20 protein-coding genes are annotated in these 23168 nt (G+C 69.5%); 17 read left to right on the top strand and 3 right to left on the bottom strand.

Annotated features, from left to right (window positions below):
* Nucleotides 1–530: 530 nt before the first annotated feature.
* From rpmH to ACESMR_RS13510, 6 genes are read left to right on the top strand one after another with little or no spacing between them, the layout of a single operon-like run.
* A complete protein-coding gene (gene rpmH / locus ACESMR_RS13535) occupies nt 531–680 on the top strand; it encodes a 50S ribosomal protein L34 (protein WP_373047610.1) in 150 nt (49 codons plus the stop codon).
* A 9-nt stretch (nt 681–689) separates the two neighbouring features.
* Complete coding sequence (gene rnpA, locus ACESMR_RS13530; RefSeq protein ID WP_373047609.1) at nt 690–1052, top strand: ribonuclease P protein component; 363 nt, start codon at nt 690–692, stop codon at nt 1050–1052.
* A 28-nt stretch (nt 1053–1080) separates the two neighbouring features.
* Nucleotides 1081–1341 carry a membrane protein insertion efficiency factor YidD gene (gene yidD, locus ACESMR_RS13525; RefSeq protein WP_373047608.1) on the top strand — a complete coding sequence of 87 codons (261 nt, stop codon included), beginning with the start codon at nt 1081–1083 and terminating at the stop codon, nt 1339–1341.
* A 2-nt stretch (nt 1342–1343) separates the two neighbouring features.
* Complete coding sequence (yidC, locus tag ACESMR_RS13520; RefSeq protein WP_373047607.1) at nt 1344–3074, top strand: membrane protein insertase YidC; 1731 nt, start codon at nt 1344–1346, stop codon at nt 3072–3074.
* 10 nt (nt 3075–3084) lie between these two features.
* Complete coding sequence (locus tag ACESMR_RS13515) at nt 3085–3729, top strand: protein jag (RefSeq protein ID WP_373047606.1); 645 nt, start codon at nt 3085–3087, stop codon at nt 3727–3729.
* 3 nt (nt 3730–3732) lie between these two features.
* Nucleotides 3733–3939, top strand: a complete 207-nt coding sequence (locus ACESMR_RS13510; RefSeq protein WP_373047605.1) for a hypothetical protein — start codon at nt 3733–3735, stop codon at nt 3937–3939.
* A gap of 1388 nt (nt 3940–5327) precedes the next feature.
* On the opposite strand, the gene ACESMR_RS13505 is transcribed toward ACESMR_RS13510, so the two are convergent.
* Nucleotides 5328–6062: a DUF4382 domain-containing protein gene (locus tag ACESMR_RS13505; RefSeq protein ID WP_373047604.1), complete on the bottom strand. Its 735-nt coding sequence runs from the start codon at nt 6060–6062 to the stop codon at nt 5328–5330.
* A gap of 228 nt (nt 6063–6290) precedes the next feature.
* On the opposite strand from ACESMR_RS13505, the gene rsmG reads away from it, so the two are divergent.
* From rsmG to ACESMR_RS13485, 4 genes are all read left to right on the top strand, one after another.
* Entirely contained in the window at nt 6291–6923 is a 633-nt protein-coding gene (gene rsmG, locus ACESMR_RS13500) for a 16S rRNA (guanine(527)-N(7))-methyltransferase RsmG (RefSeq protein ID WP_373047603.1), read from the top strand.
* Between the two features lie 5179 nt (nt 6924–12102).
* Nucleotides 12103–12900 (top strand): ParA family protein, encoded by a 798-nt coding sequence (locus tag ACESMR_RS13495; protein ID WP_373047602.1) that lies wholly within the window; start codon nt 12103–12105, stop codon nt 12898–12900.
* A 95-nt stretch (nt 12901–12995) separates the two neighbouring features.
* On the top strand, nt 12996–13898 hold the full coding sequence (locus ACESMR_RS13490) for a ParB/RepB/Spo0J family partition protein (RefSeq protein ID WP_373047601.1): 903 nt from the start codon (nt 12996–12998) through the stop codon (nt 13896–13898).
* 87 nt (nt 13899–13985) lie between these two features.
* Nucleotides 13986–14396, top strand: a complete 411-nt coding sequence (locus ACESMR_RS13485; protein ID WP_373047600.1) for a polymer-forming cytoskeletal protein — start codon at nt 13986–13988, stop codon at nt 14394–14396.
* Between the two features lie 9 nt (nt 14397–14405).
* Here ACESMR_RS13485 and ACESMR_RS13480 read toward each other — a convergent pair whose 3' ends face one another.
* Nucleotides 14406–15218 carry an HD-GYP domain-containing protein gene (locus ACESMR_RS13480; protein ID WP_373047599.1) on the bottom strand — a complete coding sequence of 271 codons (813 nt, stop codon included), beginning with the start codon at nt 15216–15218 and terminating at the stop codon, nt 14406–14408.
* A gap of 178 nt (nt 15219–15396) precedes the next feature.
* Entirely contained in the window at nt 15397–15840 is a 444-nt protein-coding gene (locus ACESMR_RS13475; RefSeq protein ID WP_373047598.1) for an Hsp20/alpha crystallin family protein, read from the bottom strand.
* Nucleotides 15841–16120: 280 nt separating this feature from the next.
* On the opposite strand from ACESMR_RS13475, the gene atpH reads away from it, so the two are divergent.
* The 7 genes from atpH (at nt 16121) to ACESMR_RS13440 (ending at nt 22613) form a co-directional block, all read left to right on the top strand.
* Complete coding sequence (atpH, locus tag ACESMR_RS13470; RefSeq protein WP_373047597.1) at nt 16121–16660, top strand: ATP synthase F1 subunit delta; 540 nt, start codon at nt 16121–16123, stop codon at nt 16658–16660.
* A 56-nt stretch (nt 16661–16716) separates the two neighbouring features.
* Complete coding sequence (atpA, locus tag ACESMR_RS13465) at nt 16717–18249, top strand: F0F1 ATP synthase subunit alpha (RefSeq protein ID WP_373047596.1); 1533 nt, start codon at nt 16717–16719, stop codon at nt 18247–18249.
* A 62-nt stretch (nt 18250–18311) separates the two neighbouring features.
* The gene (atpG, locus tag ACESMR_RS13460) at nt 18312–19181 is read left to right on the top strand and encodes an ATP synthase F1 subunit gamma (protein WP_373047595.1); all 870 of its coding nucleotides are present in this window, start codon (nt 18312–18314) and stop codon (nt 19179–19181) included.
* Between the two features lie 70 nt (nt 19182–19251).
* Nucleotides 19252–20703 carry a F0F1 ATP synthase subunit beta gene (gene atpD, locus ACESMR_RS13455; protein ID WP_373047594.1) on the top strand — a complete coding sequence of 484 codons (1452 nt, stop codon included), beginning with the start codon at nt 19252–19254 and terminating at the stop codon, nt 20701–20703.
* Between the two features lie 12 nt (nt 20704–20715).
* Nucleotides 20716–21117, top strand: coding sequence for a F0F1 ATP synthase subunit epsilon (locus tag ACESMR_RS13450; protein WP_373047593.1), 402 nt, complete (start codon nt 20716–20718; stop codon nt 21115–21117).
* 121 nt (nt 21118–21238) lie between these two features.
* A complete protein-coding gene (locus ACESMR_RS13445; RefSeq protein ID WP_373047592.1) occupies nt 21239–22048 on the top strand; it encodes an MXAN_5187 C-terminal domain-containing protein in 810 nt (269 codons plus the stop codon).
* A 154-nt stretch (nt 22049–22202) separates the two neighbouring features.
* The gene (locus tag ACESMR_RS13440; RefSeq protein ID WP_373047591.1) at nt 22203–22613 is read left to right on the top strand and encodes a hypothetical protein; all 411 of its coding nucleotides are present in this window, start codon (nt 22203–22205) and stop codon (nt 22611–22613) included.
* The last annotated feature ends 555 nt before the right edge of the window (nt 22614–23168 follow it).

The raw sequence follows: 23168 nt of genomic DNA, 5'->3' as shown, positions 1-23168 counted from the left end.
CACAGTCCGTGGGCTCCGAAAAAGCCGAGGTTCCATCAATACTTACAGACGCGAACGCCTCCCTTCCGCACCCGATCTGTGGATCGCGCGCGTGCCTGTCGGCGGGAGGCGTTCGGGGATCGCCGGCAGCTGTGAATTACCGGCGGAAGCAACGTTGGGCAGGATGCATAGCGAAAGCGGGGGGAACCCGTCAACGGGGTTCGGCGAACGTATTGAAACGACGGATGATCGTCCCGCCGATCCTGCCGCGGATCGCGCACGATCGTGACATCCGGCGGGAACAAGACAGGCAAGTTGCCGATTTTCCGACAGAATTCCAGAGCCGATTTCCGATACCCCCGAGATCACGGGGGATCTCGCCATGCGACGGCGATCGCAGCCGGGGCCCCGCGAAGCGATCAATCGGCCAGGGGCCAAGGGGGCGCTTTGTCCTTGACAGGCAGGGCCCCTTTGCTGTTGATCCGTCGCTTTCTTTAGGCCCCCCTTCGCGCGTGCCGCGTGTCTCACGGGGGCGGTCCAGAGGTGTCGTCGTGAAGCGTACCTACCAGCCCAAGAAGATCCGCCGGAACCGGACCCACGGCTTCCGCAAGCGCAACAGCAGCAAGTCCGGTCGCGACATCCTCAAGCGCCGCCGCGCCAAGGGCCGCGCTCGCCTGACCGTCTCGTCCTATAAGAAGTAAGCGCCTTCCATGGAGGAGGCGTACGCAGCTGGCGGGGATCGTACGTTCCCCCATACCCAGCGCCTGCTCGCCCGGCGGGATTTCCTCCGGGCGAAGGCGCGGGGCCGAAAGGTCCACACCCAGCATCTGATCGGGCTCTGGACGCCGTCTACGGTGGGCCGGCGCCGGGTGGGCCTTACCGTCTCCTCCAAAGTGGGCAACGCAGTCGTCCGCAACCAGGTGAAGCGGTGGCTGCGCGAGATCTACCGGCATGAGCGGGATCGGCTTCCCGCCCGGGTGGACCTGGTGCTCATCGCCAAGATCGGGGCCGAGAAGGCGGGTTACCACGCTCTTCGCGCCCAGTTCCTCGAGATCGCACGGCGCATCGGTTGAAAGCCGGGGCCGCGCGGTGGAGGCGACGATGATCGCAGCGGTCCTGTCCCTCCCGATCCGAGCCTACCGGGCGCTGATCTCCCCCCTGCTTCCGCAGGCCTGCCGTTTCCATCCCAGCTGCTCCGCCTATGCACTCGAGGCTCTCGAGCGGCACGGGGCGTGGAGCGGCTCCTGGCTCACCCTGCGCCGGCTCTGCCGGTGCCATCCCTTCCACGCGGGCGGACTCGATCCGGTCCCGCCGGCCGCGGCGCGCATCCGCGCCGCCGGCGCCTCCCACGAGGAATCGTAGCAGTGGACAGCAACAAGCGGCTGATCCTCACCGTCATCCTTTCCGTCGGCATCATCCTCGGCTTCCAGTGGCTCTACCCGCAGATCGCGGGTGTGCCCGAGCAGCCTCCCGCTACCGCAGGGGAGAAGCCCACCGAGGCAGCCGCACCCACTCCGCCGGACGCAGCAGTCGCGCCCGGCGCCGCAGCGGCAGCGCCCGTGCCTGCGGACGTTCCCGAGCAGCGTGCCAGCCTCCGCACCGACGAGCTCGTCCTCGGCTTCTCCAGCCGCGGCGCCGCCCTCGTGCAGGCCGAGTTGCAGGGCACCAAGGGCAAGCGGCAGGGCGGCGCCGAAGCGCCGCAGGTCGACCTCGCAGCTGGCCTCGAGGCCGGCGACCCGAAGCTCTTCGAAGTGGCGCTTGCCGGCGGCCTCGGCTCCGTCGGCGCCTGCGAGCAGCTGGAGACGGGCGGCCAGTCGGTCCGCTACCGCTGCAGCGGCGAGAAGGTGCAGCTGGAGAAGACCTTCACCGTCACGGGCGACCAGACCCTCGGACTCGAGGTCGTCGTACGCAACACGGGCGGCGCGCCGGTGGAGGGCAGCCTCGAGCTGCTCGTGCCGGCCCGGGTCGAGCCCGCGCGCCAGGAGTCGCCCGGTTGCGGTGGCATGCTCAGCGCGCCTCCGCAGCCGACGCAGGTGATCTGCCGCCACGGCGACGACGTCACCCGCCGCATGTTCGACGAGGACGAGAAGATTTTCACCGGCGAGGGGCCGGCGAGCTTCGCCGGCATCGAGGAGCGCTATTTCGTCGCGGTGGCGGCGCCAACCAAAGCGCCCGCCCCCTCGACCTGCAGGCTGGAGACGCCGACGAACCTGCTCTACGTCACCCGGCTGATCACGCCGGTGGGCAGCGTGCCGGTCGGCGGTAGCGCCAGCGTGCAGTACGCCCTCGTCCTCGGCCAGAAGGACCTGGACGTGCTGGCGACGGTGAGCGAGCAGGTGGCGGCGCAGAGCGGCCAGGCCAGCCCGATGCTCGACGAAACCGTCGATCTGGGCTTCTGGGCGGCGATCGCGCGCATGCTCTTCGCGCTGCTGCGCGTCTTCCACACCGTCATTCCGAACTGGGGCGTGGCGATCATCCTGCTCACGGTCTTCGTGAAGGTGCTGACCTTCCCCCTCGCCTGGAAGTCGATGAAGGCGATGGAGTCGATGCGTGCGCTCGCGCCCGAGATCGAGAAGCTCAAGGCGAAGCACGGCACCGATCGCGAGAAGCTCAATCTCGAGATGATGAAGCTCTACCAGCAGCACAAGGTGAACCCGCTGGGCGGGTGCCTGCCGATGCTGATCCAGATGCCCATCTGGCTGGCGCTCTACACCGTGCTGCAGACCTCGGTGGTGCTCTACAACGAGCCCTTCATCGGCGGGTGGATCAACGATCTCACCAGCAAGGACCCGTACTACATCCTGCCGCTCGCGATGGGCGTCACGATGTTCATCACGCAGAAGATGCAGCCGATGCAGATGGAGCCGGCACAGCAGAAGATGATGCTGTACTTCATGCCGATCTTCTTCACCTTCATCATGCTCAACCTGCCGGCGGGTCTGACCCTCTACATCTTCACCAACAACCTGCTCTCGATCGCCCAGCAGCTGGCGCTGCGCAAGTCGATGGGAATGCCGATGGTGGGGCCGATGCCGGCAGCTGCCGCCACGGTGACCGTCGAGCCCGAGCGCAAGGGCAAGAAGAGCAAGAAGTAAGGGGAAAGCGATGAGCGACGAGCGCCAGGACGAGCAGATCGAAGGGGTGGACGAGGCCGTCGGAGGCGTCGCTGGCGAGGCGGCGCTACCTGCCGGCTCCCCCGGTGGCGGCGTGGAGGACGAGGAGGCGCGCGCCGGTGGTGCGGGGGAGCCCGGCATCGGTGGCGCCGGCGCAGCCAGCGAGAAACTCCTCCGGGCGCGCCAGGTGGTGACCGAGCTCTGCGCCAGGCTCGGCGCGCAGGTCGACGTCGAGGTCCGCGACAGCGCCGAGGCGATCGCCTGCAACGTGCAGGTTCGCTCCGGTGGCCAGGTCTTCGAGGTCGGCCCCAGGGGGCAGGTTCTGGAGGCCCTGCAGTACCTGGTCAACCGCATGGTCAACCGGGATGCCGAAGGTCGGAAGTGGATCTCCGTCGAGCTCGGCACCTTCCGCGAGTCCACGACCGATCCGGCGATGGTCGAGATGGCGACCCGGCTCGGAGAGGCGGCGCGGCGCATCGGCAAGACGCTGACCGTGGTGCCGATGCAGTCGCGGGACCGGCGCGTCGTCCACCAGGCGCTCTCGGAGATGGAGGGGGTTCGGACCCGGAGCGAGGGCGAGGGAATCCTGCGCCGGCTGCTGGTGGAGCCGGACGTCGAGACTGCTGCGGAGGATTGATCGATGGCGGCGCAGAAGCGGGAGCCGATCTTCGGTGCGGCGGTGCTCAAATTGTCGTTCCGGATGCGGGGCGACGAGGCGAGCGAGGGGTTCCGGCGGGTCTACGAGGGCGTACTGCGCGACCTCGGGGTGACCGACGACGAGGTGGAGCGCTACCTCGCCGAGCACCGGGCCGAGGTCGAGCAGGCGGCCCGGGGCCAGCGCAAGTAGCGAAGCCGGCGCGGCGCTGGATGGAAGGCCCGTGTTCCCATCGGTGGGGGCACGGGCCTTTTTGCGTGCCGGCGATGTGGTGCGGAAGCGGGACGGGTCCGGGCCAGGGCGGGTGCGCAGCCATGCGGAAACTTCGTCGGCCCCCGCCGGTGGCCAGGCGGAAGCCGCTCGGGCCAGGGAGCCGGCCATCCGAGGGCGCCGGTGGAGGGTAGGGGTCCCGTTCGGCCGGAGGGCCTACGTGGATCGATGGACAGGCGAGCACTCGATGTGAAGTCGACAGCTACCGGCACGGGCGGCAGGTCGCCTGCGGATCGAGGCCGCCCGGTGACGCGCTGCATGAGGAGCCGCGTGGTGCACTTGGCGAGGGCCAGATCAGCGCCATTCTGTCCAGCGCAAAAAGCACGGGATGCCGGTTTGTGTTGACCACAGGGCTGTGGATAACGCAGCGCGCACGTTCGATCCGCGAGAAGGCCCCTGGCTGGATCGCTGATCGATCGAAGCGGAGCCCGCACCCGTACCCTTGCCGGCGGCTTTCTCGTCGATTCTGGGCCAATCTGGAGCGTGTCGATTTTGACGACGCTGCGAGGGACCCGGTCGCTAAACTCTTGACGACGCGAATGTCAATCAAAAACGCGCGTCATGCCTGTGGAGAACCCAGGCTGAATCGCGCGGCTGCTGGGAAGTCAAGGAGAATCGCTACGATCTGCATGTATCGTGGGGTTCTACCTGGTGTGCTCTCTCCTGGAAGCGGCGACCAGCTGCCAGCGGTGCGCCGCGTACGGGGCGACTGGCCCTCGGGCTCCGCGTTGGAGCGCGCTGCTCCGTGATGGAGGTGGTCACGGGCGCTCTCCGTCGTGACGAGCGCCACTCGAGGAGAGAGAGCAGGCCTACCCGGCCGGTGTGGGACCGTTCGTTCGCACGGGTCCACCCGTGGAACCGGACCGACCACGCCGCCCTGCGCCAGTGGCGCGCCGGGCGCGAGCCGGCGGGAGCCAGGGCAGGGGGGCCACGACGGAGCCGCGGGCGCGACGGGGGATGCGTCGGCTGGCCGGGGAAGTGCGCCTGCCGAGCGGCGCAGGCACCGCCGATCCGCTGCCTCGGCAGGGCCGTGCGCATCGCCTCGAGGGAGGGGTCGACCGAGAGGCGCGGAAAAGCGTGGGGCGGCGCCCTGCGCGCTGCGGAAGGAATCGGTCTGCGGACGACCCCGGAGGAATCCGAGACGCCGCGTCGCAGCGGAGGGGCAGGGCGGGGGCCGGCACCGGTGGAGCCGGCCAGCGGCGGCGGGATTCGGCAGGCGCCAGTTCGGCTGGGGTCGGCTCCGAGCGTTAAAAGAAGGCGGCCCCCCGGTGTCCCGGAGGGCCGCCAGTTTCAGCCGTCGTGGCAGACCACTACTGGAGCACGGGCTCGCTGGGATCCTCGGAGCCGTTCTCCTCCTCGTCGTCCACGGGAACAGTCTCGGTGCCGCGCACCTTGATCACCGGGCGGATGCGGATCGCGCCGCCTTCGTGATCCCGCATCATGGCCTGGCCGTCGAACTCCACGACGACCTCCTGCTCCTCGTTGGGGGCGAGATCGAGGCCCGAGCCCGAGAACTTCAGCTTGAGGCCCGACTGCGACCCCGAGGGGACGAGCACCGGGACCTGCACCTCCTCGTCGCCGGTCATGACTGCGTAGCCCTGGTCGGCGCCCAGCACGAAGCGCATCTCGGTCATGTGGCCGCTCGGCACCTCACCCCAGGCGAAGGCGATCGGCTGGTGGGTGAGCAGCTGGACCAGGTCGAGGCTCGGGCAGGGGGCGAGTTCGGGCTCGACGGGCTCACCCTCCGCAGGGGCCTCCTCCTCTTCGGGCGTGGCGAGCTGGAGGTCGTACCAGCCGTCCCCGACGGAATCGACGCCATCCTCGTCGGTGGTCGCGTCGTCGTCGGCAGCGATGCGCACCCGAACCGATGTGACGTTGAGGCAGATCTGCTCGAAACCTGCGAGGGGCGCCTCGGCAAGACCCTGGCGCAGCGCGTTCGTATCCGTCGCCGTCACGCGGACGTGGCTGGTGCCGGACTCGCCGCAGGCACCGAAAGCGGGGATGAGGGCCAGGGCGGCAGTGGCTGCAATGGCGTTGCGGATCATCATTCGACTCCTCGTGCATCGAGCCCTCGGGCTCGGAACGCGGGGAAAGACGAGAGGGCCGCTGCCTGGTTACAGAATTTGCGGAACCACTGCTCCCACCGGGTTGGGGCGCGCCGGATCCACAGGATGCTGTGGGAATCCTGTGCGTCGATCGGTGCCAGCGGAAAATCTTCAACGTAGACTGCCACTTCGGAGGGTCGAGCCTTGCATGCGACTGTGGAGAAAGCCGTGGAAGATGCCCTCGCCGAGGCGAGCAAACGCTTCGGTTTGGCGCTTCCAGCGGGGGGGGAGGCGACCCTGGTCCGCTTCCTCGGGGAGCTGCTCCGGTGGAACCGATCGGTCAACCTGACTTCCATCGAGGAGCCCGCAGCGGTCGGGGAGCTTCATCTCCTCGATTCACTGGCCGTGGTCAAACACGTGCCGCAGGGCGCCAGGGTCGCCGACGTGGGTACGGGTGGTGGCTTTCCGGGCGTTCCCCTGGCGGTTGCGCGCCCGGATCTGCGGGTGGAGCTGCTCGATCGGACCGAGAAGAAGATCCTCTTCCTGAAGACCACGCTCGCCCGCCTCGGGATAGGCAATGCCCAGGCGCGCCACGTGCGGCTGGAGGGAAGGCCTGCAGCCGAGGGCCTGGGTCCCTACGACGTCGCGATCTCCCGGGCCTTCACCGCACCGGCAGAGTGGATCCGGCTCGCGCGCCAATACGTCCGCCCGGGGGGGCGGGTGATCACCATGCTCGGCGCCGATCGACCCGATCCGGCGGTGTGGTCCGAGGCGCTCGGCGATGACGAGCTCATCGGGGCGCACGACTACACCCTGCCCTCCGGGGCGCGACGGGGCATCTGGGTGGTGCAGCTGCGCTGACTCGCTGGTCTGGCCAGGCGCGGTTCGCCATCGGGGCATCCGCTTGCAGCGCGATTGGCCGCCTCCGGCCCGCCACGAGCCGGGTGCCGCTCGGGTGTGGGGCCTGCCGGCGGCGGGACGCACTCGAACCTCGTGCTCTCCTCGCCGAGTCTCGCGGCGAACTCGACGGTCGGGTGGTCCCATGGACCGGTCCGGCGGATGGCCGCACCGTTCCATCCGAGCATGCGCCGTTCCGTAGGTGGGCGCCGCTGGGTTCGATGGTGCCGGCGCGGCAGCGGTGGCCTGTCGTGTCGCACCAGGCTCGCGCCCTGAGCGCATGCCGCATGCGATCGAAGCCGGTGGACTCGGATCGACGCCTTCGCGCTGCGGCGGAAGGGTGGAGCCTGGGCCCCCGGGGACGGCACACGTCGCGGGCCTGCCTCTGCCGGGGGCGCCTGCACTGCTGCTTGCCGGCGCGGGGCGCGCGCGGCCCGTAGCGCATCGACACACGTGCAACGAGCTACACGGCATCCGTCGAGAGCGTTCGCGCCCCGCGTCCGCCTGTCTCAGGACGGGGCCGAACGGATCCGGCCCGAGGCTGCAGGACGCGGCGTCGACGCGGGAGGCGCTGCACGATTCGGTCCGCCCGCCGCGGATCGCGTCCGGTGGTTTCGGCGAACGGCGAGACGCTCCACGCTCCTGCATGGTCCAGGGTCCGGCGCACTCGGCGAGCAGCGTCAACGGCGGGGCTTGCAGGGTCGCGAGCGATGCGGTTTCCACTGGCCACCAGCGTCGCAGCTTCGCCTGCGATCCCCGCTGCCCGAGGAGGCCGATCGCCAGCTGGTGCGGCAGTCCAGGGCCCCGGCCTCGTCGCTCGTGTCGCCGTCCGCTCGCATGCCAGCCGTGGGCGCGGCGTTGCGTCGCGGAGCGGCGCCGCTCGTCCTCGTCGAGCCCATTCGGCTCGCGGGCCGTGGTTCTCCTTGCGGGGCGCAGCCGCCGGTGGGACCGGCAGGGGCGGATGGCCGTCCTACGTGGAGGGGGCGGACGTCTCGGCGGATCGTGGGCGCTCCCATCTGCGCCGGCGCACGGCGGCTTGCCAGGGTAGGGCCGGGCGGCGCATTCGAGTGGGGTACCGGCCGCGGCGAGCCGCTGCGAGCAGGTGTGCGGAAGCGGTCCGTCGGGCGATTGGAGCCCGGAGGAATCGAAGCGGCCGGCGTCGTTTGCCTCGCGCCCCGTGCCCACGAACCGGGGACGCAGCGACGAGCACGAAGCACGGCGTGGGTCGTGGTGCGCGGGCAACGAACCGACCCCGCTGCGGCGAGGTGCGACCGGTCGTTCGCTCCCGGCCGGTGCCGGCATGCTGCGCTGGCGCCGGTGCGGCAGCGGGGCGACGCGCCTCTGGACCGGGGGCGGGGAGCGCTTGGGTTCCGCAGCAGTCGGACGGCGCCGCGGGCAGGCGGCGAAACAGGTCTGCACGCACCGCTGCGAGTCCACGCCGGCGGCACTGCTCTGGCGCTGGGCTGCAGCGCTCGCGGCCACCGAGGGGAACCCGCACCTCGACGACCGCCGCAGGGCAACGACGCCGCTGCGGTGCTCTGCGCTGCCTTCGCGCTTCCCGTCCGGCAGCCCAACGCGGCGCGGTCCTTCCGGCGCAACGTCGCTGCACCTCCGAGCGCCGAGCCAGGCGGGCGCAGTACGCCGCCCGCTGCGCCGGCAGGTGGGACGAGCGTACCTCGGGATCGCCGGGGTGGGTGCCCTCGGCCGCCGCGGGGAATCTCGGACCGGCTTTCCGCCGCGGTGGTGGGTTTCATCGAGCGGGAACGCGGGGCTCGCCAGGACTTCGTCGGCGCCCCTTGGTGGCCGAGTGGAGCGAGCCGTGGCAGCTCACAGCGCGGGGGTCGATGGTCTGGCAGCACCGGAGCGCGCGGCAGAGGGCAGCGACGATCGGCTCGGTCACCGCCACGCTGGTGCGACGGCAGGGCATCGACGCGCCCGGTGCGTGCGCCTGGAGGCGAGGAGAATGGCTTGGCGGCGCGACCCGGTTGCGGCGCGGCTGCCCGGAAAGCTTCGCGTGAGGCCGCCGCCGCACCGCGTTCCGCTCGCGGCGCGGATGCAAGGCCCGCCAAGCGGCAGATGGTCGACCCCGGTGGCCTCGACCACATCGTCTGCGGGGCGAATGCGCCGGACTGTCGATGGGAACGCGGTCCCGAAGGGCTCGATCGGACGCGAAAGAGGGCCGGAAGCGCCGGTTTTCCGCGGAATGATCCAAACCCGTGGAATGACGACGCTTCTCGGGTTCTCGCGAGCGCTTCGAAAAGAGGGCGCGCAGAATGGCCGCAGATCGACGAAGAGACGCGCGGGAAGGGTGCGGTGCCGGGGGGCGCTGGGATCGATCCTGCGGCCTCCTGGAGGCCTTGCAGGCGATCGATTGGAGGACGCGAACAAGACCTCTGGCGGTCATCGGAGCCCGGGGTCGCCTCGAATCGACGGCCTGCAGGGGGTCGAAACGGTCGGCAACGCCGACTGGGCGACCGCCGGGACGAGCCGGACGGGGCCCTTCCGAGAGAATCGGGAGGAAGGGGTGACCGGTGGCCACCCCCGTCTTGCGTCGGGAGTTGATGAAACCGCTGGGCCCAGGGGCGGTCGTGGGTCATCGGCGCCGCGCCAGCAGAACCTGCAGCCGGGGCCCCATCGACCGCGCCGCACCCCCGGGGTCATGGCGCGCGGTGGAGCCCGGGTGTGGACCGATCTCCCATGACGCCGTCGACAGGGAGGCACCGGGTGGCGGGTTCGCTCGGTGCGGCGTTGGGTGCCCCGGCAGGGCCGGCGGCGCCGGGCGCCGTCCCGCTCGTGCTTGCCAGTCGTCCACCTCCGAGCGGCTCGAGACTGCGCCGCCGCTCGGTCGACCGAGGGTCGATCCGCATGGCGCCCGAACGCGCGCGGTGTGGCCCGTGGGAGGTGGACCGTACCGGCGCGGCCGAACCGAACAGTTCGCACCACGGGGGCCGCGCCGCAGCTGGTCTGGCTCTGATTGGGCGACTGGGGCCGAGGGCCGCTAGACGTCGCGTAGCCTCTCACCCAACGGTCCCGCGGTTCCACGTGGAACGGTCGGCGCCGGGCAGAGGATGAGTGTCGGCGCTTCGCCACGACCTGGGCGAGCCTCGTGTCCGCCGCCATTAAGTGCACCGGGGCGAGGGAATGTTCTTCGTCCCGCGCCGCCATACCGTGACGTCCAGCGCGTGCGTCGTTCGACGAAGGCCTCGAGGCCTCGAACGGAGGTGCCCCTGGAGCGACGGGTCGGTGGGTCGGTGCGCGTCGCAACGTTGCGAGGAAGCAGCGGAGGGGCTGCCGGGTCGATCGATCGCTCTCGGTTCGCGGCGGAGGTGTTCCGTCTGCAGGGCGAAGCGCTGGCTCGCTGGCGACGGCGCAGCAACGGGTTGGGGCGCGATGCGTTCCACGTGGAACGTTGACGCGCGCGCGGGCGCCGCTCGTTCGGCCGCGCTCGCACCCGTCGAGCGGTTCGCGTTGGGGGCTCGCCGCCGCCCATCGGCTTGCGGTCGTGGGAGGGGTCTCGTCGGGAGATGCGGTCTCTCATGGCTGGGTACGCGGCGCTCCAGCTCGCCTCCCGCACCAGCGCTCGCCTGGGATTCGCCGACGCAAGCCACTGTGGGCGAGATTGCTGGGTCCACCTCCTGGCCGCGCCGAGACGCAGCGCCGGGGCTAGCGCGGCCCGCCTGCATCAGTCGACAGCCGGTGCCCCCGAGCGCTGTGTTGTAGGTCGCAGCTGGTGGTGCCCCGCGCTCGCGGCGTCGCCGCATTGTCCAAATGGATCGTCGCTGCGGTAGACGAGGGAGCCCGTAGGTGGCCCCCAGCTGCGCATTCGAGTTCCCTCGGAGCGCTCCAGGCCGCCGATCCAGGCGGGTGGACCGACCCGCGAGCGCGGGCTCGGCTGCAGGGTGCCGACGCCGCAGCAGCCGCGGTGAACCGCGTTCCACGTGGAACGCTGCCTCGCCGCAGGTCCGGGCAGGGGGCGCGAGCGGACGGCGGGCGCCTCGCCTCGCACGGGCGAGGCCAGCTGCGCTGCGGAGGCTCGAGGGGCACCCACCACCCTTGGGCCGAGGAGGGCGACGCTCGGCAGCGGCCCACCAGACTTCGCTGGGTGCACGGCTTTCCACGCGCCACTGCACGCGGGGTTCTCCGGTCGGAGGTTGCTGCCGCCCTGTCCCCCGACCGCCGGTGGGTTTCGCGGACGGCCGGCTCCGCGGCGCTCGTGGCGAGTTGCGAGGGATGGGGCCCCGGTGCGCGAATGGCCCGCAGAGCCGAGCTACGAGAGCAGCCGACGGAGGGCCAGCTGCTGGTGGCCCGCGGCGGGGGGGCCGCGCGGCTCTCCAGGTGGCCGCCGCCTGCGGCCGGCCCGGAATTCGAACGGATTCCCGATTGGAGCCGACACGGAGCCGGGCACGACGGGCGCTGGCGGCGGCCTGGGCAAACGCCACCCTCCAGCGCCCCTGTCCCTCGTGAGGTCGCAGCGGCGGCAGGGGGGCCTCGGTTCTTCCCGGGCGGCATCGCATGCGCCGGGGCAGGCGGTGCCGCGCCGGCATGGGTAGGGGTGGGGGGCCAGGACGGGAACGGCGCGGATGGCCCCCGGTGCGTGCGCCGGCGGAACCGCAGGCCCCGAGGCGCGAGCGTCGGCGGCCTCCAGGACGCCACGGCCCGCGGGGTCGACGCGGCGTAGCCCGGCCGTTCGCCTTGTCGTGGTTGTGGCGCAAAGGCGGGGCAGGGCAACGGAGCAGGCGCCGTCTCGAGGCGGACAGGGCGGGGCGGCGGTGGTCCGTCGCGCGCCGTTCCCGCCTTGCGGGCTCGCGCTGCGTACCGAGCGCCCCGCTACATTCTCGTCGTTCCACGTGCAACGGCCGACGGCTCCCGCAGGCTTTCGGTGTCACTCCCGGTTCCCCGTTCCACGTGGAACACAGGCCCCCAACTGGCAATGTCAGACGTCTCTGGTAGAACGAAGGGAGACGGTCGACGGGCGGCCATCGACGTATGGCAATGGTCACCATCGGTCTGCCGTCTTGTAGACCTTTCACCTTGCTGCTCGGAACGAGCGCGTGGTACCAAACCGGCACCCACGCAGCGAGTTTCCCGAGTGGAAACGCAGCTAGGCTGCGTCGGCGCCGCCGGCCGGTCTGGGAGCGATTCGATGACGCGCATCCTCTCGATCTCCAACCAGAAAGGCGGCGTCGGGAAGACCACCACCGCGGTCAATCTCGCTGCCTCCCTCGCATCGGCCGAGCGCCGGACGCTTCTCATCGACCTCGATCCCCAGGGGAACGCCGGGTCGGGTCTCGGGATCGTTCGGGATTCGGTGGAGCACTCCATCTACGACGCGTTGGTCGGTGACCGGCAGCTGGACGAAGTGGTCCGTCCGACCGAGTTCGCCTACCTCGATCTCGCGCCTGCCAGCCGCGACCTCGTCGGCGCGGAGATCGAGCTGGTCGGCGCCGACCGCCGCGAGTTTCGGCTTCGGGATGCGCTCGGTCGTGGTGGCGGCGAATACGATTACGTCATCATCGACTGTCCGCCGAGCCTCGGTCTCCTGACGCTCAACTCGCTCACCGCCTGCAACTCGGTGCTCGTCCCGCTGCAGTGCGAGTACTACGCGATGGAGGGCCTTTCAGCGCTGATGTCCACCATCGACCTGGTGCGGGGCACGCTGAACCCTTCGCTGGAGATCGAGGGCATCCTCCTCACCATGTTCGACAAGCGGACGAGCCTCGCAGCGCAGGTTGCGAAGGAAGTGCGCGGGTTCTTCCAGAACCAGGTCTTCGAGAGCGTGATCCCGCGCAACGTCCGGCTGTCGGAGTGTCCGAGCTTCGGCAAGCCGATCCTCCTCTACGACATCGAGTCGGCAGGGGCGCAGGGCTACCTGGCCCTCGCGCGCGAGTTGCTCGCACGGAACGAGCCGGGTCCCGCGGCACCTCGTGGCGAGGCCGCCTGAGCGCCCGCAAGCAATCGACGACGCTCCGAGCCGGTGGTGAGCAGGCACAAGCGTGCGCGCTCGCGCAAAGCGGATAGGAAGGGCGAGGGAACGCGATGGAGACGACGACCCGCGACAAGGGCAATCGACTGGGCAGGGGATTCTCGGCGCTGCTGCCGAACGCTCCCGCTGCCGCCGCGCAGCAGGAAGCGCCGCGCCCCGCCGGTGGTGTGGTCCAGCTTGCGATCGAGGACATCCAGCCGGACAAGCTGCAGCCGCGGCGCCGCTTCGAAGAGTCGAAGATCGAGGAGCTCGCCTCCTCGATTCGCTCGAAGGGCGTGATCCAGCCGATCCTCGTCCGCAAGGACGGCGCGAAATACCGAATCATCGCCGGTGAGCGCCGGTGGCGGGCCTCCCAGCGTGCCGGCCTGAAGTACGTGCCGGTCTTGATCAAGGAGGTCACCGAGCGGCAGGCCTTCGAGCTGGCGCTGATCGAGAACATCCAGCGCGAGGACCTCAACCCGGTCGAAGAGGCCGAGTCCTACCGCCGCCTGATCGAGGAGCATTCGCTCACCCAGGAAGCCTGCGCCGAGCGCGTCGGCAAGGATCGCTCGTCGATCGCCAATTCACTCCGGCTGCTCCGGCTGCCCGACGAGATCAAGGATTCGCTGATCGAGGGCTCGCTCAACATGGGCCACGCCCGGGCGCTGCTCGGCCTCACCGACGACGATTCGATCAAGCGGGCCGCTCGCGAGGTCTCGGCGAAGAAGCTCTCGGTGCGCCAGACCGAGCAGCTCGTCCGGAGGGCGAAGGAGAGCAAACCCGACGTGAAGGGGAAGGGTAGCGAGACCGCTGCTGCTCCCTCGCCGCAGGTTCGGTCCGTGGAGGAGAAGCTCCAGCGGGCGCTGGGCACCAAGGTCCGCCTCACCGACAAGGGTGGCGGCAAGGGCAAGCTCGAGATCGAGTTCTTCTCGTACGAGGAGCTCGATCGCATCCTCGCCGCGATGGGCGCGGGCTGATCGATGGCTTTCTGGAACCGCGCGTCCAGCGAAGATGAAGGGGAGGTTCCGCTCGCGGAGCCCGCTGCCCCCCGCAAGGAGAATCGGATGGCGATGCTGCGCCGAGAGGACGGTCCCAACGTGGCAGAGATCAACGCAGTTCTGGGTCGTGGCAGTGCATTCGAGGGGAAGCTCACCTTCGAGGGCACCGTCCGGATCGAGGGTCGTTTCACCGGGGAGATCCACACGGGCGACACGCTGGTGGTGGGAGAGGGCGCCGAGGTTCACGCTGAGATCTTTGCGGGTTCGGTGGTGGTTTCCGGGGGCCAGGTGACCGGCAACATCCACGCCCGCACCATCATCGAGCTCGAGAAGGGCGCGCGCGTTCGCGGCAACCTCGAGACCCCTGCGCTCAAGATCGAGAAGGGCGTGATCTTCGTCGGCGGTTGCAAGATGGAGAACCTCGGCGAGGCGCCGAAGAACGTCGTCGCTCCGAAGGCCCCAGCCGAGAAGCGGTAGGCCGGCGATTCAGGCGTGGGGCGAGCTCTCGCGAGCCGCCTCCGCCGTGCAGAGCGCCGCCGCCTCGGTGAAGCGGCGCTCCAGTGCGGCGACGATCTCGGGATCGAATTGCTGGCGGCCCGACGTGCCCAGCGAGGTCCGATTCAGTTCTGCCAGCGCGACGTCTGCGCCGACCGCCTTGCGGTAGGGCCGGTCGGACGTCATCGCGTCGAAGGCATCGGCCACCGCCACGATGCGCGCCTCCAGGCTGATCTGCTCGCCCTTCAGCTGCCGTGGATAGCCCCTGCCGTCCGGACGCTCATGGTGCTGGGCGATGATCCGGCGCACGCCTGCGGTCAGGCATGAGGCACGACGCGTACCGGCCTGGACGTGGGCGCGCATCTGCCTCCATTCGACGTCGTCGAGCTTGCCTGGCTTGTGGAGGATCTCGAGGCTGACGTCGAGCTTGCCGAGGTCGTGGAGCAGCGCGGCGATCCGCAGGTTGCGTAGCCGCTTCGGATCGTCGAGCCCCAGCTCCTCGGCGAGCAGGTCCGCAAAGGCGGCCACGCGAGAGCAGTGGCTCGCGGTGTAGCGATCGCGGGCCTCGAGGGTCTCCAGGAATCCCTGAACCCGGCAGCTCGTGGACGGCCGGCTCCGGCGGCGCTGCAGCCATGCCGCGGTGAGACCGAGCAGCGGCATGCTCGCAGCGGATGCGAGGGCCGAGCCGGCGCTGGCGGCGGCGGCAGCTGCAGCCAGCGCGGCAGCCACAGCGCCGGCAACCCCGATGTGGATGGGCCGGTAGAGCTCGAGATTCCAGTCGGGCGTAAGTCGAACTTCAGGCACGATGGGTGTCGCCTCCGGGCCTACAACCGGGTCGGAGGTCGCTTCATGCCGCCACCTTCCATTCCCCCTCGGAAGTGGCGTTCCCATGCCCGCCCGCCAGCGCCCCGGTCAGCCAGGAACGGGAACGCCGCCTCCCCCGGGGAAGCGGCGTTCGTTGGCCTGGCGGGAGCGCGCCGGCCTACTGGACCTTCACGTCGATCCTGCGGGGCCTGGCCTCCTCCCGCCGGGGCAGGAAGATCGAGAGCACGCCGTGGCGGTTCTCGGCCCGGATGTGCTCCACGTCGACGTTCGGCGGCAGGGAGAAGGAGCGGAGGAAGGAGCCGTAGCTCCGTTCCAACCGGTGGTAGTTCTCCTTCTTCTCCTCGCGCTCGAGCTTCCTCGTGCCGCTGATCGAGAGGGTGGAGTCCTCCACCTTGACCTCGACGTCCTCCGGAGCGACACCGGGGAGCTCGGCGGTGAGGGTGATCCCCTCCGCGTCCTCGTAGATGTCCACCGGCGGGGTGAAGCGGGCCAGGCTCGTCTCCCGCCGGGGACGGTAGAGACGATCGTCGAAAAGATGGTTCATCTGTTCCTGCAGGTTCACCAGATCCGCGAATGGATCCCAACGGGTCAGACCAGCCATGACTGTCCTCCTTCACGGGCCGGCGCACGCGCCGGGGGCTGATTTGTTTCGCCGATGGACCGGTCCTCCGCGGCAGACGCAACGTAAGATCGCGCGGGGCGCTGTCAAACGCGCCGCAACACTGCGTCCCAACAAGCCTTTTCTGGCCGCTTCCGCGACCTGATAAATGCTTGACCCTGCAGGAAATCGCGTGCTATGTGCCGCCTCCTTTTTGGGCCGCCGCCGCGAGCCCGGTTGCTCCCCCCACTTGGCGGCGCGAAAAGCTGAATCGGAGGCGCTCTTGATCCAGCAGTCGATCGCCAGGCGGTATGCCCGGGCGCTGTTCGAGTCCGTAGGCACCGATCTCGAGCGTGCGGGCAACGAGCTGGCCGGAACCGCGAACGCCCTCGAGGAATCGCCGGAAGTCGCGGCGGTCTTCACCGATCCCCGGTTCGACAAGTCGACCAGGGATCGGACCCTCGAGCAGATCCTCGCCGCGGGCGGTTTCCACCCGATGGTGGCCAACCTGCTCCGGCTCCTCAACGACCGCGAGCGGATGAGCGAACTGCCGCAGATCGCCCGCGTGTTTCGCGACATGGTGGACGAGCAGGTCGGTCGCGTCCGCGCCCGGGTCACCTCCGCGACGGTCCTCCCCGCGGAGATGGTGCAGTCGATCGCGAATGCGCTCTCGAAGGCGACCAGCAAGCAGGTCGTGCTGGAGGCCGACCAGGATCCCGCGATCCTGGGCGGACTGGTTGCCCACGTCGGCAACGTGGTCTACGACGGCAGCCTTCGTACCCAGCTGGAGAGCCTGCGCCGCGAGCTGAACGAGCGGGCGTAAAGAATTCCGAATTTGCGCGCGCCGACAAGAAGCGGCGCGGGATGGAGAAGAGCCCAATGGAAATCCGGGCCGACGAGATCAGCCGCATCATCAAGCAGCAGATCCAGGAGTACGGGAAGAAGGTCGAGGTCGCCGAGACCGGTACGGTTCTCTCGGTGGGCGACGGTATCGCTCGTGTCTACGGCCTCGCCGGCGCCATGGCCGGTGAGCTCGTCGAGATGCCGGGCAACACCCGCGGCATGATCCTCAACCTCGAAGAGGACAACGTCGGTATCGCCATCATGGGCGAGTACGCGCACATCCGCGAGGGCGATACCGTCAAGCGGACCGGCCGCATCGCCGAGGTCCCCGTCGGCAAGGCGCTGCTGGGCCGCGTGGTCAACGCGCTCGGCGAGCCCATCGACGGCAAGGGCCCGATCCAGACCGAGACCTTCTCCAAGGTCGAGGTCAAGGCGCCGGGCATCATTCCCCGCGAGTCGGTGAAGATCCCGCTGCAGACCGGCCTCAAGGCGATCGACGCCATGATCCCGATCGGCCGCGGCCAGCGCGAGTTGATCATCGGCGACCGCCAGACCGGCAAGACCGCGGTGGCGATCGACACGATCATCAACCAGAAGGGCCTCGACGTTTACTGCATCTACGTGGCGATCGGCCAGAAGCAGTCGACCGTCGCCCAGGTGGTGGAGCGCCTCCGCGAGACCGGCGCCCTCGACTACACCATCGTGGTCTCGGCGACCGCCTCCGAGCCCGCGCCGCTGCAGTTCCTCGCTCCCTACGCCGGCGTGGCGATGGGCGAGTACTTCCGCGACAACGGCATGCACGCCGTGATCATCTACGACGACCTCTCCAAGCAGGCCGTCGCCTACCGCCAGCTCTCGCTGCTCCTCCGCCGCCCGCCGGGCCGCGAGGCGTACCCCGGCGACGTCTTCTACCTCCACAGCCGCCTCCTCGAGCGCGCTGCGAAGATGTCGAAGGATCGTGGCGGCGGGTCGCTCACCGCGCTGCCGATCATCGAGACCCAGGCCGGTGACGTGTCGGCGTACATCCCGACCAACGTGATCTCGATCACCGACGGCCAGATCTTCCTCGAGACGGACCTCTTCTACTCGGGCGTCCGGCCGGCCATCAACGTCGGTCTCTCCGTCTCCCGCGTCGGTGGCTCCGCGCAGATCAAGGCGATGAAGCAGGTCGCCGGCACCATGCGCGGCGAGCTCGCCCAGTTCCGCGAGCTGGCCGCCTTCGCCCAGTTCGGCTCGGACCTCGACAAGTCGACCCAGGAGGCGCTGGCCCGTGGCGAGCGTCTGGTCGAGGTGCTCAAGCAGGGCCAGTACGTCCCGATGCCGGTGGAGAAGCAGGTCATCCAGCTCTACGCCGCCACCTCGAAGGACGAGAACGGCGTGAACTGGATCCGCAACGTGCCGGTCGAGGAGGTCACCCGGTACATGCGCGAGCTGTCCGAGTTCATGGACACCCGCCGCCCCGAGGTCGGCCGCCTCATCCTCGAGAAGAAGGAGCTGAACAACGACGTGAAGGCCGCGATCAACGCCGCCCTCACCGAGTTCCGCGACGTCTTCGAGGTCAAGGCGTAATCGAGCCGCAAGGTCGCGCGCTCCGGCTCTCCGGAGCGCGCCGGCCCGAACAGGAGCCAGCTGTGCCCTCGCTGAAAGACATCCGCAAGCGCATCGTTTCCGTGCGCAACACGCAGCAGATCACGAAGGCCATGAAGATGGTCGACGCGGCGAAGCTGCGGCGTGCGCAGGACGCGATGCAGCAGGCGCGGCCCTACGCGAACATGATCGAGCAGGCGCTCTCCGGCGTCGCGGTTCGCTCCGACGAGTCGGCCCATCCGCTCCTGCAGCGCCGCACCCCGCGCCGCGTCGAGCTGGTGGTGATGACGTCCGACCGTGGTCTCTGCGGCGGCTTCAACTCGAACATCTTCCGCCAGGCCCAGCGCTTCCTCTACGAGAATCGCGACACCTACGAGCGGATCCAGGTCAGCACCATCGGCCGCAAGGGCCGCGAGTTCTTCCGCAAGCGGGCGGTGCCCACGCGGAAGGATTACCCGGGCGTCTTCGAGGCGCTGACCTTCGACAAGGCGAAGACCATCGCCGACGAGCTGGCCGCAGCCTACCTGGGCGACGAGCTCGACGCGGTCTTCCTCCTCTACAACCAGTTCGTCTCGGCGATCTCGCAGAAGCCGAGCGTGGTCCAGCTGCTGCCGATCAACGCCAACTCGAATTCCGAGGACGCGCAGAGCCAGCTGGTCGACTTCCTCTACGAGCCGAGCCGCGAGGTGGTGCTGAATCACCTGCTGCCGAAGCACCTCGCCACCCAGGTGTGGCGCGCGCTGCTCGAGTCGAAGGCCTCGGAGCATGGCGCCCGCATGGCCGCGATGGAAGCTGCAACCAAGAACTCGAGCGAGCTGATCGGCAAGCTCCGGCTCGAGTACAACCGCGCACGCCAGGCATCGATCACCAAGGAGCTGATGGAGATCGTGTCGGGCGCCGAGGCGCTGAAGTAGCGACGGGCACGTGGGATCTAATGAGTTTCGTGGCTGGCCCGCTGGGCCCGCCGGTACGACAGGAAAAGACATGGCCACCGCGATGCAGATGAATACGAAGTCTGGCCGGATCACCCAGGTGATCGGCCCCGTCATCGACGTCGAGTTCCCCGCGGGTTCGCTGCCGGCGGTCTACAGCGCGCTGCGCGTGACCAACCCTGCGATCAGCGACGAGCCCTTCAACCTCGTGGTCGAGGTTGCGCAGCACCTCGGCGAGAACACCGCCCGCTGCATCTCGATGGACTCGACGGACGGTCTCGTTCGCGGCCAGGAAGTGCAGGACACCGGCGCGCCGATCTCGGTGCCGGTGGGCAAGGCGACCCTCGGCCGCATCTTCAACGTGGTCGGCGAGCCGATCGACGAGAAGGGCCCGGCGATCTCGGAGCGGAAGCTCCCGATCCACCGCGAGCCGCCTCCGTTCGTCGAGATGGACGTCCGCGCCAACATGCTCGAGACGGGCATCAAGGTGATCGACCTCCTCTGCCCCTACACCCGCGGTGGCAAGATCGGTCTCTTCGGCGGCGCCGGCGTGGGCAAGACCGTGACCCTGCTCGAGCTGATCCGCAACGTCGCCATCGAGCGTGGCGGCTTCTCGGTCTTCGCCGGCGTGGGTGAGCGTACCCGCGAGGGCAACGATCTCTACCAGGAGATGATCGAGGGCGGCGTGATCAAGCCGGACAACCTCGAGGCCAGCCAGGCCGTGCTCGTCTTCGGCCAGATGAACGAGCCGCCCGGTGCCCGTGCCCGCGTGGCGCTCTCCGGTCTGACCATGGCCGAGTACTTCCGCGACGAAGAGGGCCGCGACGTCCTTCTCTTCGTGGACAACATCTTCCGCTTCACCCAGGCGGGCTCCGAGGTTTCGGCGCTTCTCGGCCGCATCCCCTCGGCAGTGGGTTACCAGCCCACCCTCTCCACCGAGATGGGCGGCCTGCAGGAGCGCATCACCTCGACCACCAAGGGTTCGATCACCTCGGTGCAGGCGATCTACGTTCCCGCCGACGATCTTACCGACCCGGCGCCGGCGACGACCTTCGCCCACCTCGACGCGACCACCGTGCTCTCGCGTTCGATTGCCGAGCTCGCCATCTACCCGGCGGTGGATCCGCTCGACTCGACCTCGCGCATCCTCGATCCCGCCGTCGTGGGCGAGGAGCACTACGCCGTCGCCCGCGGCGTGCAGAACACGCTGCAGCGCTACAAGGATCTGCAGGACATCATCGCGATTCTCGGCATGGACGAGCTCTCCGACGAGGACAAGCTGGTCGTGTCGCGCGCCCGCAAGATCCAGCGCTTCCTCTCGCAGCCCTTCCACGTCGCCGAGCAGTTCACCGGCGCCGCTGGCAAGTACGTGAAGATCGAGGACACCGTCCGGGGCTTCAAGGAGATCCTCGACGGCAAGCACGACGACATCCCCGAGCAGGCCTTCTACATGTGTGGCCCGATCGAGGACGTTCTCGCCAAGGCCCAGCAGCTCGCCGGCTAAGGAGAGGAAAGCATGCCGATCCAGCTCGAAATCGTTACCCCCGAAAAGCGCCTGCTCTCCCAGTCCGTCGATTCGGTGAAGGCGCCGGGCATGGACGGCAGCTTCGGCGTGCTGCCGGGTCACACGCCCTACGTCGCTGCGCTGCAGCCCGGGTCGTTGACCCTCATCCAGGGCAACCGGGAGCAGCACTACTTCATCGGCGGCGGCTTCGCCCAGGTGCAGGGTGATCGGGTGATCATCCTCGCCGAGAGCGCCGAGTCTGCCGAGGAGATCGACGTGGAGCGCGCCGAGCGGGCGCTCACCGAGTCGCAGGCCCGCCTCAAGAGCCTGCGCGAGGAAGAGGAGCTCTTCCAGGTCGAGCGGGCCCGCGTGCAGCGGGCCACCGCCCGGATCACGATGGCGCGCAAGCGCTGATCATCCGGTCGATTCTTCGTCCAACGAAAGGCCGGTTGCCCGACGGGCGCCGGCCTTTCGCTTGTGCGGGGAGCGGGCGCAGGCACTGGATCGCCGCGGCGCCGGTGGTACACTCCGCGCGATGGCGCAGCCGCCCCGCAACGCTCCCCCGCTGGAGAAACCCAGCCGCAACGCCTACCGCGCCGCCTTCGAGCAGGCGACGCAGGTCGCCTCGTCTGCACAGACCCTCGAGCGCTGTGCCGAGGTGGAGGCAGCGGTCGAGGCGCTCCGGGTGCGGTACGAGCAATTCTTCCTCGGTCTGACCCGGAAGCCACCCAACGAGGATCACGCGCTCGTGCGCAGTGCCGTGCTTCAGCTGCGCAGCGGCTTCGTCCGGAATACGAGCGCGCGCTTCCGGGTCCAGTCCCTCCACAATCGATTCCTCGCCTACGAGCGGCTCTGGCAGCGGACCTGCCGCGAAATCGAGGAGGGCACCTACCGGCGCGACCTCTTCAAGGCCCGGTTGCGTCGCAAGGAGCCTGCGGCAGCGCCCGACGACCAGAAGGCGGCGGCGGAGCTGGCGGCGTTCAAGGAGCGGCTCGCGTCGGAGCCCCTGCCGTCGAGCGACGATTTCGCCGTGGACGAGGCGCCGGAGGAGCTGCCGAGCGCACCTGTGCAGCGCCAGGCGCCTGCGCTGCGGGCTGCACCGGTGCCCGCGCGGGCTGCAGCAGGCAGCGTCTTGCCGGACGAGAAGATGCGCGCGCTCTACGATGCCTACGTCGGCGCGAAGCGCCGCTGCAGGGAGAGCACCGACGGCTTGAGCTTCGAGTCGCTCTCCGCTTCCCTCCGGAACCAGGTCCCGGATCTCCTGCAGAAGCACAACGCCTCCGCCGTCGACTTCAAGGTCGTGATCAAAGGCGGCAAGGCGGTGCTCAAGGCCGTTCCCCGCTGAGCGGGTGATCCGCTCCCCGGCAGGGGGGAGGGGCGCGTGCAAGTCCTTGATATTGCGTGGGCTTCCTTGCGCCTCCGCTTTGGCGTGGCCACCGTACGCCTGCTCGCCACCTCGGCTTCTGTCCGAGCGCCGGCGGGCCGCTGGGAGGTGGACCGTGACGAAACGCACGGAGCGATGCAGGCGGTTGATCTTCGGGTGCGCGGCCATCGCGGGTCTCTGGGGCTGTGGCGCCGAGGAGGCGCTCGAGGCACAGAGGCGGGAGCTCGCCGCGGAGCAGCAGGTCCGCATGGCGGCGCTCGAGCAGCTGGAGGCGCGGCTCGTCGCCGTCGGCGCGAGGCAGCGCGCCTGGTCGGAGCTGCAGGAGCGCCACACCCGGATCTCGGCGATCGCCTGCGAGAACGTCGCCGAGCACGTCGCGGCGATGGAGAAGCACGACGAGAAGCAGCGTGCGAAGCGGCGCCGCAGCGCCCGCCGGCTGGCGGATGCGCAGGCGCGCGTCGAGTCGGCAGCGCGGCCCGCCGCCCTGCAGCGGGTCGCGGTCGACACGGCGGCTGTCGGCAACTGAGCGTCCAGTGGGGCGCTCCAGCCAGCGAACGACGCGGTTTGCGCGAGAGGCGCGCCTCTCGTCCGCTCGGCTCCGCGCAAGCGGGTCGAGTGCACAAGTACCACGCTCCCGCCGGGACGCGTCGACGCAAGGTGTCTGCGTGTGAAGCGCGCACCCGGCGCCCGGCAGCGTTACGGCCGATCACCAGGCGTTCGGCGGGGCGTGTTCGGGGCGAAGAAGCTTCGGCGGAAGCGCGCTTTGGACGAACCGAACGAACTTCGTAAAACGCGGGTATTCGTCTCAAGTGCTTCGGCACTCGTGCGTAGGCGCCGGCGTCGCGGGGTCCCGGTGCGAATGCAGCGGATTTGATAGCCGAGCCGCGAAGCCGAAGGAACGACGTCGCGCCAGCCCTCCGCCCGTCTTCCGGGGAGGCGCTACTGGGGGCCGACCCGGTGCCGCGCCCGAGGCGCGGAATCTGGGCATTGCACAGGTGCGGGGCGCGGTGGCGGCCGAAGAGACGGACCGGCGGGCATCGCTCCGGTCGATGCGCCGGGCGTGCGGCCTACGTTCGGAAGG

It is taken from the genome of Vulgatibacter sp. (assembly GCF_041687135.1).
In the GTDB taxonomy this organism is placed as follows: domain Bacteria; phylum Myxococcota; class Myxococcia; order Myxococcales; family Vulgatibacteraceae; genus JAWLCN01.
Note: the sequence above shows the minus strand (reverse complement) of the source record. Positions and strands in the feature narration are given on the sequence as shown.